Raw genomic sequence first — 17,223 nt, forward strand, 5'->3', positions numbered from 1 at the left:
GGCGGCGAACATGCTCGCAGTGCCCGCAACCGAGGCCTGCACCCGGCTCGTCTATGTGGGCGCCGACCACCAGGTGATCACCGCGCGCTCCATGGACTGGAAGACCGATGTCGGCACGAACCTGTGGGTCTTCCCCCGTGGGATGCGGCGTTCGGGGGAGGCCGGGCCGAATTCGATCCGGTGGATCTCGAAATATGGCAGCGTCATCGCCTCGGGCTACGACGTCTCGACCACCGACGGCATGAACGAGGCGGGGTTGGTCGCCAACGTGCTCTGGCTGGTCGAGTCCTCCTATCCGAAATATGACGGCACTGGCCCGGGCCTGTCGATCGCGGCGTGGGCGCAATATGTTCTCGACAATTTCGGCACGGTGCAGGAAGCGGTCGACGCGCTGTCGAAAGAGCCCTTCACCATCGTCACCGACAGCGTGCCCGGTGAGGACAGGCTGGCGACCCTGCACCTCTCGCTCTCCGACGCGACCGGCGACAGTGCGATCGTCGAGTATATTCAGGGCAGGCAGGTCATTCACCACAGCCGTTCCTATCAGGTGATGACCAATTCTCCCATCTTCGAAGAGCAACTCGCCCTGAACGAATACTGGAAGCAGATCGGTGGCACCGTGATGCTGCCCGGGACGAACCGGGCGGCCGACCGCTTCGCGAGAGCCTCCTTCTACGTGAATGCGATTCCGAAAGGCGAGGATGCGGTGGAGACCATCGCCAGCGTGTTCAGCGTGATCAGGAACGTCTCCGTCCCGTTCGGAATTACCACGCCGGACCAGCCGAATATCTCGTCGACGCGCTGGCGCACGGTGTCCGACCAGAAGCGCAAGCTCTATTTCTTCGAGTCCGCGCTGACGCCGAATATCTTCTGGGTGGACTTCGCTCGCATCGATTTTTCGGAGGAAACCGGGAAGGTCCTCAAGCTCGATCTGGGACCGAACCAGATCCACATCTACTCCGGCATGGCCAACGACCAGTTCAAGCCAGCGGTCCCGTTCAAGTTTCTCGGTCTTTGAACCCCGGGGCCGACGCATCCTGCTTTCAGGCCCAATCGCAAAATGCCCGTGATTTCCGGACGTAAAGCCGGACGTGCGGTTCGAGCCGACGCCACCCTGTTCTAGGTCTCCATCGGCCCGTCCGCGTTCTTCCAGGCAGCGATGCCTCCCTGGAGATGCATCGCTGCCGTCATCCCGGCGTCCTGCGCGGCCTGTACCGCCATCGCCGACCTCTCGCCATAGGCGCAGAAGAACACCAGGCGACGGTTGCGGGCGATCTCGCGCAGAAAGCCGCCACGTGCGAGTTCGGCGCCGAGCGTGGGGTAGGGACAGTGGATCGCGCCGGGGATGCAACCGTGCCGCTCGCGTTCGCGCTGCTCCCTGAGATCGACGAGCACGGCTTCCTCCCGGCCCACCAGGGCCATGCCCTGTTCGGTGGAGAGGGCCCAGCCTCGTGCCGCGACGGCTTCCTGGTGCAGGCCGATATGCATGTTGGCGGGCACCGCGACGTCCATCATCTTCGGGTTGGGCAGGTTCAGATTATTCATGAGCTGCACATATTCCTCGACGTTCTTCACCTGCAGCCGGGGATTGTTGCGTTTCTCCTCGCCTATCGTGCTGACCGTATCGCCCTTGTAGTCGTGGGCAGGGTAGAGGAGCATGCCGTCGGGCAGGCGCAGCAGCCGGCCGAAGATGCTCTCATATTGCCGGCGAGGGTCGCCGTTCTGGAAATCGGTACGGCCGGTGCCGCGGATCAGCAGCGTATCGCCGCTGAAAACCCTGTCCTCCATGACGAAGGAGTAGCTGTCGTCGGTATGGCCGGGCGTGTAGATCACGTCGAGGCCGATGCCTTCTATCTCCAGCCGATCCCCGTCGGAGAGGCGCATCGACACCACGTCCGCCTTGCTCTGCTCTCCCATCACGGTGATGCAGCGGGTGCGGTCGCGCAGGGCGCCGAGGCCCGTCACGTGATCGGCGTGGAGATGCGTGTCCACCGCCTTCACCAGCCTGAGGTCGAGTTCCTGCAGGAGCTTCACATAGCGATCCACCTTTTCGAGGACAGGATCGATGATCAGGGCCTCCGCGCCGGGCCGGCTGGCGATGATGTAGCTGTAGGTTCCTGAAACGCTGTCGAAGAGCTGTCGAAAGATCATCTGGCCTGTCCTCCTGGTTCCCTTGGCGGGTCGTCGGGGGCCGTCCGGGCCGACTACCTTATGCCTGTCGTGGAGAGCGGAAAAGCCGGCTCTCTGCGGCCTGCCGGCCCGGCCGCGGGATCGCAGGAGAAACGGCTTTCCCGTCGACGCGTCGGTGTCGGATGCAGCCGTCATCCCCGGCGATTACCCCGGCTGCGGAAGGCTCGCAGCCTCCCCGCCAAGTGCTCTGCCGGGGACGATGATTTCGCTCAGGCAGGCTGTGCGGTCGTGCGCAGATAGGGCTTCACGCGGGTGAAGTCGGGGAACAGCTTTTCGGCCTCCTCGTCGCTCACGGCCGTGGTGATGATGACATCCTCGCCGTTCTTCCAGTTGACGGGCGTCGCCACCTTGTAGCGAGCCGTAAGCTGCATTGAATCGATGACGCGGAGGATCTCGTCGAAATTGCGGCCCGTGGTCATCGGGTAGACGAAGACGAGTTTCACCTTCTTGTCGGGACCGATGACATAGACGTTGCGTACCGTTTGGTTGTCGGCGGCGGTTCGTCCTTCCGCGGTGTCGCCCGCCGAAGCCGGCAGCATGTCGTAGAGCTTGGAGATCTCGAGGCTGGGATCGCCGATCATGGGGTAGTTCGGCGCCGTGCCCTGGGTCTCCTCGATGTCCTTCGCCCAGATCGAATGCTTGCTGACCGGATCGACGCTCAGGCCGATCACCTTGACGTTGCGCATATCGAATTCGGGCTTCAGCTTCGCCATGTAGCCGAGTTCCGTAGTGCAGACGGGGGTGAAGTCTTTCGGATGTGAGAAAAGTATTCCCCAAGCATCGCCGAGCCAACCATGAAAACTGATCGGGCCGTGCGTGGTTTCGGCCTGAAAGTCTGGTGCAAGATCGCCAATTCGGAGTGACATTTTTCGTCTCCTGTTGTGTGATGACGATGCTAACTTAGAGCAGTCCCGTTCCTCCGCCGTTCCTCGCAACAGCACGCTGTGAGACGGTCGGCGGCTTCATCGGCAAGCAGCTATTCCGGACCCATTTCATGCGCATCGATATTCAGCTCCTCGGCCGCTTCCGCGTCACGGTCGACGGAAGGGAGACGGCGGAAACGGACTGGCGGCGATCGAGAAGCGTCACGCTCGTCAAGCTGCTCGCCCTCGCGCCAAGGCATCGTCTCCACCGTGAACAGGCGATGGAAGCGCTGTGGCCGGACCTTCCGCCGGAGGCGGCAGCCGCCAATCTCCGCAAGGCCGTTCATTTCGCGCGGCAGACCCTGCAGGCGAACGAGGTGATCGGACTGAACGGTGAGGTCCTGTCGCTCGCGCCCGATGCGGAGCTGGCCATCGATCTCGAACGCTACGAGGCGGCCGCGAAGGCCGCCTTGAAGGACCGGGACTCCGCGGCTTGTGCCCTGCTTGCGCCTGCCTATGGCGGCGAACTCCTGCCGGATGACCGCTATGCGGAGTGGACGCAGCAGCCGCGCGAGAGACTGCAGGCGCTGCATGTCCAGGTCCTCAAATGCGCCGGCCTCTGGCAGGAGGTGCTGAAGGTCGATCCCGTCGACCAGGAGGCAGTGCGTGCCCTGATGCAGGCGGCGCTCGATACAGGCAATCGCGGCGAGGCCATTCGCCTGTTCCAGGGGCTGCGCGAACGGTTGCGCATCGACATGGGCCTTGGCCCGGATCGGGCCACCGTCTCGCTCTACGAGAAGGCGATCACAGCCGCCGATGCCGCGACGAAGGGCATCGACGAGCATGTGCGCGGTTTGATGGCCTGGGGCATCATCCATCTCCATAGCGGGGATTTCGGGGAGGCGGAGCGCAAGGCGCAGGAGGCGCGTTCTCTCGCATTGGCCGGTGGCCTCGGCCGCGAGATCGGCGAAGCCAGCGCGCTGGTTGGCCTCGTTGCCCACATGCAGGGGCAGTGGCAGGACCTTTTCCGCTCCGAATTCGTGAAGTGGGTGCGCCAGCCGGTTCCCGCCGCCAGCAATGTCTTCGACGGCCATCTCTGCCTGGCCGAGTTTTGCCTTTGCAACGCCCGTGGCCATGCGGACATGGCCAGTCTTTCGCGTGAACTGCTTACGATAGCCGAGGACATGGGCTCGACCCATGGCCAGGCTCTCGCGACCCTGATCCTCGGCAAGGCCGCCCTCTTTTCCGGGCGTCTCGAAGACGCCGAGGCCCTGCTCACCCGAGCCGACGAACTCCATGCACAGGCGGGAGCGCTGGTCGGCCGAGCCCTGGCGCTCCATCGTCTCGCCGAAGTCGCTCTTGCCCGCGGCCAGAGATGGAAGGCGGGCCGCCTGCTGCAGAGGGGGCTGAATATCGCTGAGCAGACATGGCTGACGCCGCATCTCCTCATCCGCTACACGGCCCTGGCCGTGGAAGCCGCGACGGATATCGAGCAGGTCGCCGAGGCCATCAGGCACGGTGATCGGCTCATCGCGGAGGAAAGCACCTGCCAACCCTGCTCGATGGGATTTCGCGTCGCCTCTGCGATCGCATTGGCCGAGGCAGGTGAAGTCGACCAGGCCGGGCGGCGCATCGACGAGGCGGAGCGCATTGCGGGCATGTGGCAGGGCGGGCCGTGGGTCGCCTCCGTATGGGAGGCACGCGGCGTCCTGAGACGCGCCCAGGGCAACGGAGCGCAGGCCACGGCGTTGTTCCAGGAAGCGGCGGCGCGCTTTTCCGATCTGGCCAGGGCGCGCGATCGCGAGCGCTGCCTGGCGCGTGCAAAGTCAACCTGAATTCCTCCCCGGCGAGGGCCGGGAAGGAATGTGTATCTCAAGCCGATGCTGGGGTGAGGCGTCAGATCCCTGAAGCGGGATACTCACCGAGCGCGCGACCGCCCGGTGTCTTGTAATAGTCGTCGATGACCCGTGTGCGATCGGGATCGTTCCAGTCCCACTCGTCCTCTTCCGTATAACTCGGAGCACGGGTCAGTTCGTCTTCCGTGACGCCGATCTGGTAGCCGCCAAGGTCGATATTGTATTTGAGCGTGTTCCACGACAGCGGATAGTGGTCGTTCCCGATGCCCAGGAAGCCGCCGAAGGCCAGCACCGCATAGGAAACCTGGCCGCTGCGCTTGTCGAGCATCACGCGCTCGATGGAGCCAATACGCTCCCCGTCTGCGCCATAGACCGCGGTGCCTTCCACCTTGTCGCTGCCGATGAGATTGCCGAATTCTGCACTTTCGATTGCCATGGGAAATCCTCCTGCCCTTTCATGTTGAACAGGAGACAGGGCCAATTGTTCCGGGCTGTCCGACTTGTCGCTCCGGCTTCTGGGGCGGAGCGGTTCTCAGCCTTTCACCATCTCCCGTGCGACGCGCACATCCTCGTGCATTCGTGCCACCAGGGCTTCGATCGAGTCGAATTTCTCCTCGCCCCTGATCCGTCCGACGAACGCGATCTCGATTACCTTGCCGTAGAGGTCGCCCGCGAAGTCGAAGACATAGGTCTCCAGGAGCGGCGGGCCGTTGTCGAAGGTCGGCCGGCGCCCGAAGCTGGCGACGCCCGGACGCGTCACGCCGTCGATGACGGCGCGCACGGCGTAGATGCCGTGGAGCAGGCTGCATTGCGGATCGAGCGCCATGTTGGCCGTGGGGAAGCCGAGGTCGCGCCCGCGCTTCTCGCCATGGATGACGGAGCCGAGCACCGACCATTCATGGCCGAGCAGGCGATTGGCGCGTTCCACCTCGCCGGCCGCCAGTGCCTTGCGGATGCCGGACGAGGAGACGGCCTCCCCGGTCTGGCGCGTCGGCGCCACGATGGCGATGTCGAGACCGAGCGCCCGTCCGTGCTGGACCAGGAATTCGGGCGTGCCGCGCCTGTCCTTGCCGAAATGGAAATCATAGCCGACGGCCACGGCGCTGGCACCCAGGCGGCGCACCACCAGTTCCTCCAGGAATTCCTCTGCCGTCATGCCCGCCAGTGCTCGGTCGAAGGTGAGCGTGATGAGGGCATCGAGCCCCGAACGCTCCAGCAGCAGCGCCTTCAGGGCTGGCGGGGTAAGGCGGAAAAGCGGTTCGTTCGGGCGGAACAGAGCCCGTGGATGGGGCTCGAAGCTGAGTGCGATCGCAGGGCGCGGTGGGTTGTGCGGCGCGGTGTGCGTACCTCGGGCCAGGGCCTCCGCGGCGTCGATCACCGCCTTGTGGCCACGATGGACGCCGTCGAAATTGCCGATCGCCACTGCCGCATTGTGGAGATGCGCGGGCAGTGAAACGGGATCCAGGAACTGCTCGAAAGGCATGATGCTCTCACCAGATCAATCGCGGCATCACGGCATCGGGTACGACGCCCTTGTCGTGCAGGAAGGCGGCCAGCGCTTCGGCGTCGATCTCGCCGTCGCCATGGCCGGCCTCCAGGGCATGAATGCCGCCGGAGATGAACAAGGCGCCGCAGCCGATGGCAGCCGCGCCGGCGAGGTCGGTACGCACGGAATCGCCGATGGCGAGCGTTCGCCCATGCGGTATCGGGCCGCCGCGCCGGCCGGCTGCCGTCTCGAAGGCGGCGTCGTAGATCGGCTTGAAGGGCTTGCCGCAGATCGACGCCTCGCCGCCGATCGCGCGGTAGGCTTCGGCGATGGCGCCGGCGCAATAGATCATGATGCCGCCCCGGTCGACCACGAGGTCCGGATTGGCGCAGATCATGGGTACATTGCGCGCAAGGAAGGCCTCGAGCATCGGGGCATAGGTTTCCGGCGTCTCGGTAGTGTCGTCGAACAGGCCGGTACACACAACGACCTCTGCCTCGTCGGCGCCGGCGAAACGAATGTCGAGACCGCCATAGAGCGGCAGGTCCCGCTCGGGGCCGAGATGGAAGACCTTCTTGTCGGCGACGGCGGCGATATGCGAGCGCGTGACGTCGCCCGAGGTGACGATGGCATCCCAGGCCTCGCGCGGCAGGCCGAGCCTGTCGAGTTGCGGCGCCACCGCGCTGTTGGGACGAGGCGCATTGGACACCAGCACCACCGTGCCGCCGTTCCCGCGGAAGGTCGTCAGTGCCTCGGCGACACCGGGAAAGAGAGCGTGGCCGTTATGGATGACGCCCCAGATGTCGCAAAACAGAAGGTCGTAGGCATCGGCAATCTCGCGAAAGCCATGGATGAGACGGGGCGAGGAAGCCAAGGCGGGGCCTTTCGGATGGTGGACGGAATCCCGCGGAGGCGGGCATGCCTCTGACATAAGCCGGGAAGACGCAGGTGGGAAGGGGCGGAACGTCTCACGGCAGGTTGCGGCGTGCCGGCAGGCGAAGCCTCCCTATTGTCCCTCGAGCAATTCCGCCAGCCTGTGCTTCAACTCCTCCTTCGCGGGCTTCGCCAGCCTGAAGATCACGCTTGAGCTGCCGAAATCCAGTGCCCGGATGCTGCCGACATTCGGGCGGACGAGGATGTCGGGCTTGTATTGCGCTGCCTTCGCGTCGACGATGGCGCCCTGCATGATCTGCAGCGCGCCGAACATCGCTTCCCATGCGCCGGGCATGTCCGCCTCGCCAGGCACCACCGGCGCGCCGCTGACGTCGACGCCCACGATGATGTCGGCCTTGCCGGCCAGATGGTCGATCGGCAGCGGGTTGACGGTGGCGCCGTCGACCAGCACCTGGCCGCCGATGCGCACGGGACGGATGGCGCCGGGAATCGCCATGGAAGCGGCGATGGCCGGGCGAAGCGGGCCTTCGGTGAAGACCTTCTCCCGGCGGGCGTAATAGTCGGCGGCAATCACGGTGAGCGGGATGCGGCACTGGTCGAAGTTCTGCGGCACGACCTCCGGCAGGAAGGCCTCGCAGAAGGCCTCGCCGTCGATCATCACGGGGTTGCCGAGGGGTGAAAAGAGGTCGGCGAGTCGGCCGACACGGGCGGAGAACAGCTTGCTGCGCGTGCCGCGGCGATCGGCCAGGGTTGCGAGCGTGTAGTCGTGAAGTTCGCGGGCTGAGAGGCCGCTGGCAAAGGAGGCGGCGTAGATCGCGCCCATCGAGGTTCCGGCCAGCGCCACGGGCTGGACGCCGAGTTCGTCGAAGACTTCCAGCATGGCGATATGGGCGAGGCCACGCGCGCCGCCTCCGCCAAGCGCCAGGGCCACCGTCTTCGCCATGGCTCAGCCTTTCCTGATGGCCCGCCAGCCGATGTCGCGGCGGCAGAAGCCCTCCGGCCAGTCGACGAGATCCACGGCCTCGTAGGCGCGCGCCTGGGCTTCCTTCACCGTCTTGCCGGTAGCGGTGACGCCCAGCACGCGCCCGCCATTGGCGAGAATACGGTCGCCCGAGCGCCGCGTGCCGGCATGGAAGACGAGCACGTCGTCGAGAGAGGCCGCCTTGGCGAGGTCGCGGATCTCCGAACCCCGCTCGAAATTTCCGGGATAGCCCATCGTCGCCATAACGACGCAGAGCGCCGCATCGGGCTTCCAGCGCAGCGAAATGGTGGAGAGCAGGCCGTCCGCGGAAGCCAGCAGGGCGGGAAGCAGATCCGAGCGCAGGCGCGGCATGATCACCTGCGTTTCCGGGTCGCCGAACCGCACATTGTACTCGATCAGTTGCGGGCCCTTGCCGGTGATCATCAAGCCGGCAAACAAAACGCCCTTGAATGGAGTGCCGCGGGCGGCCATGGCGCGAACGGTAGGGCGGATGATGGTCTCCATCACCTGCTCTTCCATTGCCGGCGTCATGATCGGGGCCGGCGAATAGGCGCCCATGCCGCCGGTATTCGGTCCCTTGTCGCCGTCGAAGGCGCGCTTGTGGTCTTGTGCGGAGATCAGCGGTATGGCCGTGGTGCCATCGCACAGGGCGAAGAAGCTGGCCTCCTCGCCGTCGAGATAATCCTCCACCACGACCTCATGGCCGGCCGCGCCGACGCTGCCCGCAAAGATGGCATCCACGGCGGCGAGGGCCTCGTCGAGGGTCATGGCTACCACAACGCCCTTGCCGGCGGCGAGGCCGTCGGCTTTCACCACGATCGGCGCGCCGCGCTCGGTTATATAGGCCCGCGCCGAGGTGGCGTCGGTGAAGCGCCGATACTCGGCGGTGGGAATGTCGAACTCGCGGCACAGGTCCTTGGTATAGCCCTTGGAACCTTCCAGCGCGGCCGCTGCCTTCGTGGGTCCGAACGCCTTGATGCCCGCCTTGGAGAGATCGTCGATGAGGCCCGCCACCAGAGGCGCCTCAGGCCCGACGACGACGAAATCGATATCGTTCTGCCGGCAGAAAGCGACCACGGCCGCATGGTCGGCCGGATCAACGGCAGCGCAGACTGCACATTCTTCCATGCCGGGATTGCCGGGTGCGGCGTAGAGCCTGTCGCATTCCGCGCTCGCCGATATCGCCCAGGCCAGGGCGTGCTCGCGCCCACCCGATCCGATCAGAAGAATGTTCATCGTCACCGCCTGAAGAGATTGTCAGGGCCGGACCTTTGCCCGATCAGGGGCAAGGATGCAATGCTGCCTGTGTCGACGGCCCGTCTACGCTTCGAAATGGCGCCTCTGCTCGACCCGCTATCCGATCGACGTTTCGACGATCCACCACGCTGGCTTGAACTGCCTCAAGGCCTGAGCGGCAACCCGCACCGCCTCCGGGGTCTCGAACAGGCCGAACACCGTCGCGCCGGAACCGGACATGCGGGCAAGGCGACAGCAGGACTGGCCCCGTACCGCGTCGAGCGCTTCGCCGATCACCGGGCGAAGGGCAATGGCGGGTGATTCGAGATCATTGCGTCCGCCGGCGATCAGGTCGATCAGGGCCGATGGCTTGCTCGCAAGCCCGATCTGCCGCGCCAGCATCGCATCATGAGGTGCCATGGCGCCCGGCTGAAGGGCCAGGGCCCGGAACACGTCGGCAGTGGGGGTGGCTACGCCGGGATTGACGAGCAGGGCGGGCAGGACCGGCAGCGCCACCGGCTCGGAAAGGGCCTCGCCGGCACCTCGCATCCAGCGACCCCGCCCCTCCAGGCAGACCGGCACGTCCGATCCGGTGGCGCGGGCAGTTTCCAGTACGGCGTCATGCGTCAGGGCGAGCTTGTTGGCGCGGGCGAGCAGGCGCAGGGCCGCCGCGGCGTCCGAGGAACCGCCGCCGATGCCGGCTGCCGCCGGCAGCGTCTTCACGAGGTGGAAATGTCCGAGCGCCAGTCCCGGTAAGCGTGCCGCCAGCGCCCTCGCAGCCTTGAGGACGAGATTGTCCTCATCCGGCCCGGCGCCTTCGGCCCGGGGGCCGCTGACTTCGATCGTCAGTTCGGGGCCGGGCTCCAGGCTGAGGCTGTCGGCGATATCGGCGAAGGCAACGAGGCTGTCGAGCACATGGTAGCCATCGGCGCGACGCCCCAGCACCGCCAGGGTCAGATTGACCTTGGCGCGCGCGAGTTCGTTGAGGCGCATGGGTCGCTATCCAGCAGCCGGCCTCAGCCGCCGTTGCCGGGAGTCGCCGGCTTGGGCGCGTCCGCCGGCTTGGGGACATCCACGGGCTTGGGCGTATCGGCCGGCTTGGGAGCGTTGACGGGTGTAGGCGTTTCCACTGCGGGCTTGGGCTGCTCCGCGGGCTTGGCCGCCTCGACCGGCTTGCTGGCATCCGCGGAGGCCGTGTCCTTCATGCCCTGCTTGAGCTTCTGCTCGAGTTCCGCCTTCTCGTCGGGCTCGGGCTTGGCATCCAGGGCATGGCGCCACTGGAAGGTCGCTTCCAGCTTGCGGCCCGCCTTCCAGTAGGCATCGCCGAGATGGTCGTTGATCGTGGGATCGCTCGGCTTCAGCGAGACGGCCCGCTCGAGTTGCTCCACCGCCTCGTCATACTGGCCGAGCTTGTAGTTGGCCCAGCCGAGGCTGTCGACGATGTAGCCGTCGTCAGGGCGCTGATCGACGGCCTTCTTGATCATGTCCATGCCTTCTTGGAGGTGGACGCCCTGGTCGATCCAGGAATAGCCGAGATAGTTCAGCACCGACGGCTGGTCGGGGAACAGTTCCAGAGCCTTCTTGAAATCCGCTTCCGCCTTGGGCCACTGCTTGGTGCGTTCATAGGCTATGCCGCGATAGTAGAAGGTCGACCAATCGTTGCGGGAGGGCGTGCCGATTACGTCGATGGCCTGCGAGAAGGCGGCTGCGGCCTCATCCCAGCGCTTGCGGGTCTGATAGATGCCGCCGAGGGAGATGATGGCGTCGAGATCCTTGGGATTGGCGGCGATGATCTTCTTGAGATGCGTCACGCCTTCGTCGGTCTTGTCGAGCTCGTCCAGCGTCGAGGCGAGTTCGATCTCCGCATTGCGCTTGAGGGGGGAGGAAGGAGGAACCGCCTGGAAAAGCTGCTGGGCGACCTCGGGTTGCTTGAGATCGCTGTAGAGCTCGGCGAGGCCGATCAGGGCATTGGCATTGTTCGGGTCGAGATAGAGCGCGAGGCGATAGAACACCACGGCATAGTCGGCTCCGCCCTGCTTGGCGATGCCGGCGGCAACCGAGATCAGGATGTCGGCGGCGCCCTGCTGGGCCGAATTCACCGCCGGGCCGATGCGCTTGCCGCTCTGGATGTCCGCGATCAGGCCGGCTACGATGGGCTGGCGCGGCACCTTGGCGGCATAGTCGTTGAGAACGGTGAGCGCCTCGTCCTTCTTGCCGCCACGCACCAGGGCGCGCGCATAGGCATCCACGATCGAGACGGCATTGGAGTCGCGCTCATGCGCATCCTTGAGGCGGGCGATCGCCTCCTCGCGCTGGCCGGCGAGATCCAGCATCATGCCGGCGGAAAAGTTCTTGAAGGTGGAGAAGCCGTCATTGGACGAGATGTCGTCCGTGGCCGACACGCCCTTCTTGGTCTGGCCTGCCCCTGCATAGGTCCAGGTCGAGATCAGGGGGGTGGCGAGTTGGAGGATCGGCTTGTCCAACGTGAAGGCAAGCTCGGTCCGGGCGGTGTTGTAGCTGCGCGCCTTCAGCGCCCGGATGCCGAGCACGAGATGGGCGATCGGGTTCTTCTTGTCGATTTCGATGACGCGCTTGGCGAACATCACCGCCTTGTCCATCTCGCCGGAGGTGAGAAGGGCGATGAAGGTGCGGTTGGTCAGTTCCTGCTGGGCCTCGCCGTCCCGGAACAGCCGGCTCTTCAACGCTAGGGCATAGAAGGCGGCGGCATTGTCGTCATCGCGCAGATTGGCCGCGAGACGTCCGGCCAGGAGGCTCCCGGAGGCCGTCGTCGGCCGGAAGCTCGCAGCCTCGGCGGATTTGGCTGCGAAGGCCGGGGCGATGGCCGCAGTCGAGACCATGAACGCCACGAGGGCGGCGGAAAGAGGCGCGCGAGAAGACAAGGCCACTGTTGGGAAAACTCCGAATCATCCGTTCGCCTTCGCGAGGCGACGCAGTCGCAAATCATTCCCTGTCACCATGGCCGCTTTGAGGCGAGGGAACAACCCATAGTGTGCGGGCGAAAATCGATTTTGTCCTTGTTCCGATGTCGCAGTTTCGTGATAGCGACCTGCGGAAGGGGCCACGGTCACCAAGGGGATGGCCTTTCCGGGACGCCCGCGACCGCACGCCCGATTGACAGCGCGCGGCGATCGTCCGAGGCCTGCCGCATGACGTCCGTTCCCGCATCCGCCGACCCCGTGCCTTACGTGACGAGGGGCACCGCAGCCTACCGCAAGATCAGCCTGGCGCTGTTCCTCGCGGGTTTTGCCACCTTCTCGCTGATCTACTGCGTGCAGCCCCTGCTGCCGCTGCTGGCCGAGCATTTCAATATCGGCGCCGCCCAGAGCTCCCTCGCCCTGTCGCTGACGACGGGCCTGCTCGCCCTCGCAATCTTCGCGGCGGCGGCCATCTCCGAGAGCTTCGGCAGGCGGGAGCTGATGTTTGCTTCCATCAGTCTCGCGAGCCTCCTCAATATCGCCGCTGCCGCGACGCCGGGCTGGCACGCCATCCTGGTCATCCGCGCCGCGGAGGGGCTGGCGCTCGGCGGCGTTCCGGCTGTCGCCATCGCCTATCTGGCCGAGGAGATCGAGCCGCGAGGCCTTGGCTTCGCCATGGGCCTCTACATCGCGGGCACGGCCTTCGGCGGAATGGCCGGCCGTGTGGTGACCGGATTTCTGGCCGAGTTCCTTTCCTGGCGCAGCGCACTCGGCGGCATCGGCGCCATGGGGCTGGTGTTGGCGCTGGGCTTCATCGCCCTGCTGCCCCCTTCGCGCCACTTCACGCCGAAAAAGGGCTTCGACCTCGCCTATCACGCCCGGGCCTGGGCTTCCCATTTCAGCGGTGCCGAGGGCCTGGCCCTGGCCAAGCCGATGCTCTTCATCATCGCCTTCTGCGCCATGGGCAGCTTCGTGACCATCTACAACTATGCCGGCTTTCGGCTGATGGCGCCGCCCTTCGATCTCGGCCCGACCCAGACCGGGCTGATCTTCACGGTCTATCTCTTCGGCATCGCCGCATCGTCGCTCGGCGGGGCGGCGGCAGACCGTTTCGGCCGGGCACCAGTGCTGATCTTCAGCCTCATCCTGATGGCGGCGGGCGTGGGACTGACCCTGGTGCCCCAACTGACCGGCGTTGTTGCCGGCATCGCCGTCCTGACGAGCGGCTTCTTCGCCGCTCACGCGGTGGCGAGCGGCTGGGTCGGACGGCTCGGCGGCATGAGCAAGGGACACGCGGCCTCGCTCTACATGCTCGCCTATTATCTCGGCTCCAGCATCGCCGGCTCTTGCGGGGGCTGGTTCTGGAGCGAGGGCGCCTGGCCGGCGGTGGCCGGCTTCACGCTGGTGCTGATTACGCTCGCGGTGGCATGCGCGGCGAGGCTCGGCCTGGCGAGAAGCTAGCGCGTCGGCGGGATCGGCAATCTTGGAAACGACACGGTTTGCGGGCGTGGAGTGGGGATCACCGATCGCCACTCCACGCGCCTCGTCCCGCGAGGCTGGCGCCCGTGAACCGGGACGCCTTATCCCTTCACGGCCGCGGCAATCGTTTCGGCAAAGGGCGTCGTCGGGCGGCCGGTGAGCCTGCTCAGCGCCTTGCCGTCGTCGAACAGCGCGTCCTTGGCCGCACCGGCATCCGAATCGGCCAGCAGGCCCGCGAATCCCTCGGGCAACCCGGCGCCCACCAGCGCTGCCTTGAACTCCGGCTCGCTGAGGTTCTTGTAGGCCACCGGCTTGCCGGAAGCCTTGGCGATCGCGGCGGCGAATTCGGTGAGGGTGAAGGCCTGGTCGCCCGCGAGTTCGTAGATGTGGCCTGCCTGGCTCTCGTCGGACGCCAGCACCGCTGCCGCCGCGCGAGCATAGTCGGCGCGGGCGGCGCCGGAGATGCGTCCATCGCCGGCCGCTCCGAGGAAGACGCCATGGGCGAGGGCGGGGGGAATGGAGGCGGCATAGTTCTCGGTGTACCAGCCGTTGCGCAGCAGCGCGAAGGGAACGCCCGACTGGCGCAGCGCGGCCTCGGTCAGCTTGTGTTCCTCGGCAAGGCCGAGCGGCGTGGTGTCGGCATGAAGGATACTCGTATAGGCGATCAGCTTGATGCCTGCCTGCCTGGCTGCCGAGATCGCGTTGTTATGCTGGACGGCGCGCGCGCCGACCGCGTTGGAGGAGATCAGCAGCAGCCGGTCGATGCCGGCGAAGGCCGCGGCGAGGCCGGCCGGATCCGCATAGTCGACCTTGCGTACCTCGACGCCCTTCGCGGCGAAAGCCTTGGCGGCATCGCCGTCGGGATTGCGTACGCCGGCGACGATCCGCGCGGCGGGCACGCTTTCGAGCAGGGCATCGACGGTGAGGCGGCCGAGCTGGCCGCTGGCCGCGGCGACGAGGAGGCGGGGCTGGGTCATGGAGGAACTCCCTTCAAAGTCTATGATCGGGAGTTGGTATATATTCGGAACCTTCGGCCTGCGTAAGAAGGCAGTTTGGGGGAAGGTAGTTACTTCGATGTGCCTGGGGATCCATCGGGACCGCGGGCATCCTTGCTTGCTCTACCTCTCGAAGAACGCGACTCCTCCGGGAAGCAGGCAGGCCCGCCTGCGATCGGAGGAGCGCCGCGCTCGCGGCCTACATGTTCGGATAGTTCGGCCCGCCGCCGCCCTCGGGCGTCACCCAGTTGATGTTCTGGGCGGGATCCTTGATGTCGCAGGTCTTGCAGTGCACGCAGTTCTGCGCGTTGATCACGAAGCGCGGATCCTTCTTCGCCGCCTCATCCCCATAAACCACTTCGTAGACGCCAGCCGGGCAATAGAGCCGGGCCGGCTCGCCATAGATGGGCAGGTTCTTCTCGACCGGGACCTTCGGGTCCTTCAGGGTGAGGTGAATCGGCTGGTCTTCCTCGTGATTGGTCGAGGACAGGAAGACGGAGGAGAGCTTGTCGAAGGAGAGCTTGCCGTCGGGCTTGGGATAGTCGATCGGCCGGGACTCCGCGATCGGCTTCAGCGTGGCATAGTCGGCCTTGCCGTGCTTCAGCGTCCCGAAGAGGGAGAGGCCGAGCTTCTCGTTCAGATGCATGTCGATGCCGCCGAGGACGACGCCAGCGATGGTGCCGAGCTTGGACCACAGAGGCTTGACGTTGCGCACCTTGAAGAGGTCGCGGCCGATCTCGCTGTGGCGCCAAGCCTGCTCGTAGGCGAGCGGTTCGTCATGCGCGCGGCCCTCGGCCAGGGCGTTGGAGATGTGCTCCGCCGCCAGCATGCCGGAGAGCACGGCATTGTGGCTGCCCTTGATGCGGGGCACGTTAACGAAGCCGGCAGAGCAGCCGATCAGCGCCCCGCCGGGGAAGGAGAGCTTGGGCACCGACTGGTAGCCGCCCTCGGTGATCGCGCGCGCGCCATAGGCGATGCGCTTGCCGCCCTCGAAGGTCGGCGCGATCAGCGGATGATGCTTGAAGCGCTGGAATTCGTCGAAGGGCGAGAGATAGGGGTTGGTGTAGTTGAGGTGGATGACGAAGCCCACCACGACCTGGTTGTTCTCCAGATGGTAGAGGAAGGAGCCGCCGCCGGTCTTCGAATCCAGCGGCCAGCCGAAGGAGTGCTGCACGCGGCCCGGCACGTGCTTCTTGGGGGCGATCTGCCACAGTTCCTTGATGCCGATGCCGAATTTCTGCGGTTCGCGGCCTTCGTCCAGCTTGTAGCGGGCAATCAGCATCTTGGAGAGGCTGCCGCGTGCGCCCTCGGCGAACAGCGTGTATTTGCCGTGGAGTTCCATGCCGCGCGTGAAGCCGGCCTTGGGCTTGCCGTCCCGGCCGATGCCCATGTCGCCGGTGGCGATGCCCATCACGGCGCCATTGTCGTCGTAGAGCACCTCGGCGGCGGCGAAGCCCGGATAGATCTCGACGCCCAGGGCCTCGGCCTGAACGGCCAGCCAACGGCAGACATTGCCGAGCGAACCGACGAAATTGCCATGGTTCGACATCAGCTTCGGCATGCCGAAATTGGGAAGGCGGAGGGCGCCTGAAGGACCCAGATAGTAGAACTGGTCCTCGGTGACCTCGGTCACCAGCGGCCTATCGGGTGCTTCACGCCACTCCGGCAGGAGACTGTCGAGGCCGATGGGATCGATCACCGCGCCGGAAAGGATATGGGCACCGACTTCCGACCCCTTTTCCACCACCACGACGCTGGTTTCCGGGTTGATCTGCTTCAGGCGGATGGCGGCTGCCAGCCCGGCAGGCCCGGCACCCACCACGACGACATCGTATTCCATCGCCTCGCGGGGGCCGAGATCGGCGCTGTCGGTCATTCCTGGAGTCTCCACGCATGGGGGCAGTTGATCACGCGTGCTTTTTTCATGTTTTTGGAAAGGGTGCAAACCGCGTTGCGACGGAATCTTGACTGGGAGGGCTGCGGGGCCAATCGGAAAGGCATTCGCCGTAAAGTGCTTCGAAGCCGCGTGGCCCCGGAAATGCATCGATTTCCGCCTGCAAAGGCTCGTGATTCTGCCGCCGCGTGGCCAGAAATCTCAATCGGATGGGCAATGCGCTGCCGGGCCTCCCGAATTTCCAAGGGTCGAGTTCCGAGGATATATTTCGGTTTTCTCTAATTCAACGCCGATCAAGTTGTATCACAATTTATTTAAGGTATAAAATTACATAAACATCCTTAAATTATAATATTAGATACAATGATAAATTCCAAGACATTGGAGTTTTAATTGTTAATTTTACGTAACT

General features: G+C 65.3%; 14 protein-coding genes. 3 read left to right on the plus strand and 11 right to left on the minus strand.

All coding sequences use genetic code 11. The features are described from left to right. The first annotated feature begins 10 nt into the window (after positions 1–10). Complete coding sequence (locus tag AC6H34_RS16725) at positions 11–1,018, plus strand: linear amide C-N hydrolase (RefSeq protein WP_497539476.1); 1,008 nt, start codon at positions 11–13, stop codon at positions 1,016–1,018. A 101-nt stretch (positions 1,019–1,119) separates the two neighbouring features. Here AC6H34_RS16725 and AC6H34_RS16730 read toward each other — a convergent pair whose 3' ends face one another. Both AC6H34_RS16730 and AC6H34_RS16735 read right to left on the minus strand, forming a co-directional pair. Continuing rightward, positions 1,120–2,151, minus strand: coding sequence for an MBL fold metallo-hydrolase (locus tag AC6H34_RS16730; protein WP_448148784.1), 1,032 nt, complete (start codon positions 2,149–2,151; stop codon positions 1,120–1,122). 248 nt (positions 2,152–2,399) lie between these two features. After that, positions 2,400–3,056: a peroxiredoxin gene (locus tag AC6H34_RS16735; RefSeq protein ID WP_448148783.1), complete on the minus strand. Its 657-nt coding sequence runs from the start codon at positions 3,054–3,056 to the stop codon at positions 2,400–2,402. Positions 3,057–3,184: 128 nt separating this feature from the next. Between AC6H34_RS16735 and AC6H34_RS16740 the strand changes: the two genes are divergently transcribed. Further along, positions 3,185–4,888 carry an AfsR/SARP family transcriptional regulator gene (locus AC6H34_RS16740; RefSeq protein WP_497539477.1) on the plus strand — a complete coding sequence of 568 codons (1,704 nt, stop codon included), beginning with the start codon at positions 3,185–3,187 and terminating at the stop codon, positions 4,886–4,888. Between the two features lie 61 nt (positions 4,889–4,949). Here AC6H34_RS16740 and AC6H34_RS16745 read toward each other — a convergent pair whose 3' ends face one another. The 7 genes from AC6H34_RS16745 to AC6H34_RS16775 form a co-directional block, all read right to left on the minus strand. Beyond that, positions 4,950–5,345, minus strand: coding sequence for a PRC-barrel domain-containing protein (locus AC6H34_RS16745; protein WP_497539478.1), 396 nt, complete (start codon positions 5,343–5,345; stop codon positions 4,950–4,952). Positions 5,346–5,441: 96 nt separating this feature from the next. Further along, the gene (locus AC6H34_RS16750) at positions 5,442–6,392 is read right to left on the minus strand and encodes a bifunctional riboflavin kinase/FAD synthetase (RefSeq protein ID WP_448148780.1); all 951 of its coding nucleotides are present in this window, start codon (positions 6,390–6,392) and stop codon (positions 5,442–5,444) included. Positions 6,393–6,399: 7 nt separating this feature from the next. Further along, complete coding sequence (locus tag AC6H34_RS16755; protein ID WP_497539479.1) at positions 6,400–7,269, minus strand: TIGR01459 family HAD-type hydrolase; 870 nt, start codon at positions 7,267–7,269, stop codon at positions 6,400–6,402. Between the two features lie 132 nt (positions 7,270–7,401). Further along, entirely contained in the window at positions 7,402–8,232 is an 831-nt protein-coding gene (locus AC6H34_RS16760) for a patatin-like phospholipase family protein (protein WP_448148778.1), read from the minus strand. A 3-nt stretch (positions 8,233–8,235) separates the two neighbouring features. After that, positions 8,236–9,507: a phosphoribosylamine--glycine ligase gene (purD, locus tag AC6H34_RS16765; RefSeq protein WP_497539480.1), complete on the minus strand. Its 1,272-nt coding sequence runs from the start codon at positions 9,505–9,507 to the stop codon at positions 8,236–8,238. A gap of 117 nt (positions 9,508–9,624) precedes the next feature. After that, positions 9,625–10,500, minus strand: coding sequence for a 4-(cytidine 5'-diphospho)-2-C-methyl-D-erythritol kinase (locus AC6H34_RS16770; RefSeq protein WP_497539481.1), 876 nt, complete (start codon positions 10,498–10,500; stop codon positions 9,625–9,627). Positions 10,501–10,523: 23 nt separating this feature from the next. After that, a complete protein-coding gene (locus AC6H34_RS16775; RefSeq protein WP_497539482.1) occupies positions 10,524–12,413 on the minus strand; it encodes a tetratricopeptide repeat protein in 1,890 nt (629 codons plus the stop codon). A 261-nt stretch (positions 12,414–12,674) separates the two neighbouring features. Between AC6H34_RS16775 and AC6H34_RS16780 the strand changes: the two genes are divergently transcribed. After that, complete coding sequence (locus AC6H34_RS16780; RefSeq protein WP_497539483.1) at positions 12,675–13,904, plus strand: MFS transporter; 1,230 nt, start codon at positions 12,675–12,677, stop codon at positions 13,902–13,904. A gap of 119 nt (positions 13,905–14,023) precedes the next feature. Here the strand turns inward: AC6H34_RS16780 and AC6H34_RS16785 are convergent, their stop codons facing one another. Further along, positions 14,024–14,899 carry an SDR family oxidoreductase gene (locus AC6H34_RS16785; RefSeq protein ID WP_448148772.1) on the minus strand — a complete coding sequence of 292 codons (876 nt, stop codon included), beginning with the start codon at positions 14,897–14,899 and terminating at the stop codon, positions 14,024–14,026. A 217-nt stretch (positions 14,900–15,116) separates the two neighbouring features. Next, positions 15,117–16,793 (minus strand): electron transfer flavoprotein-ubiquinone oxidoreductase, encoded by a 1,677-nt coding sequence (locus AC6H34_RS16790; RefSeq protein WP_497539484.1) that lies wholly within the window; start codon positions 16,791–16,793, stop codon positions 15,117–15,119. Positions 16,794–17,223: the final 430 nt, after the last annotated feature.

The organism is Labrys sp. ALF-8, assembly GCF_059699065.1.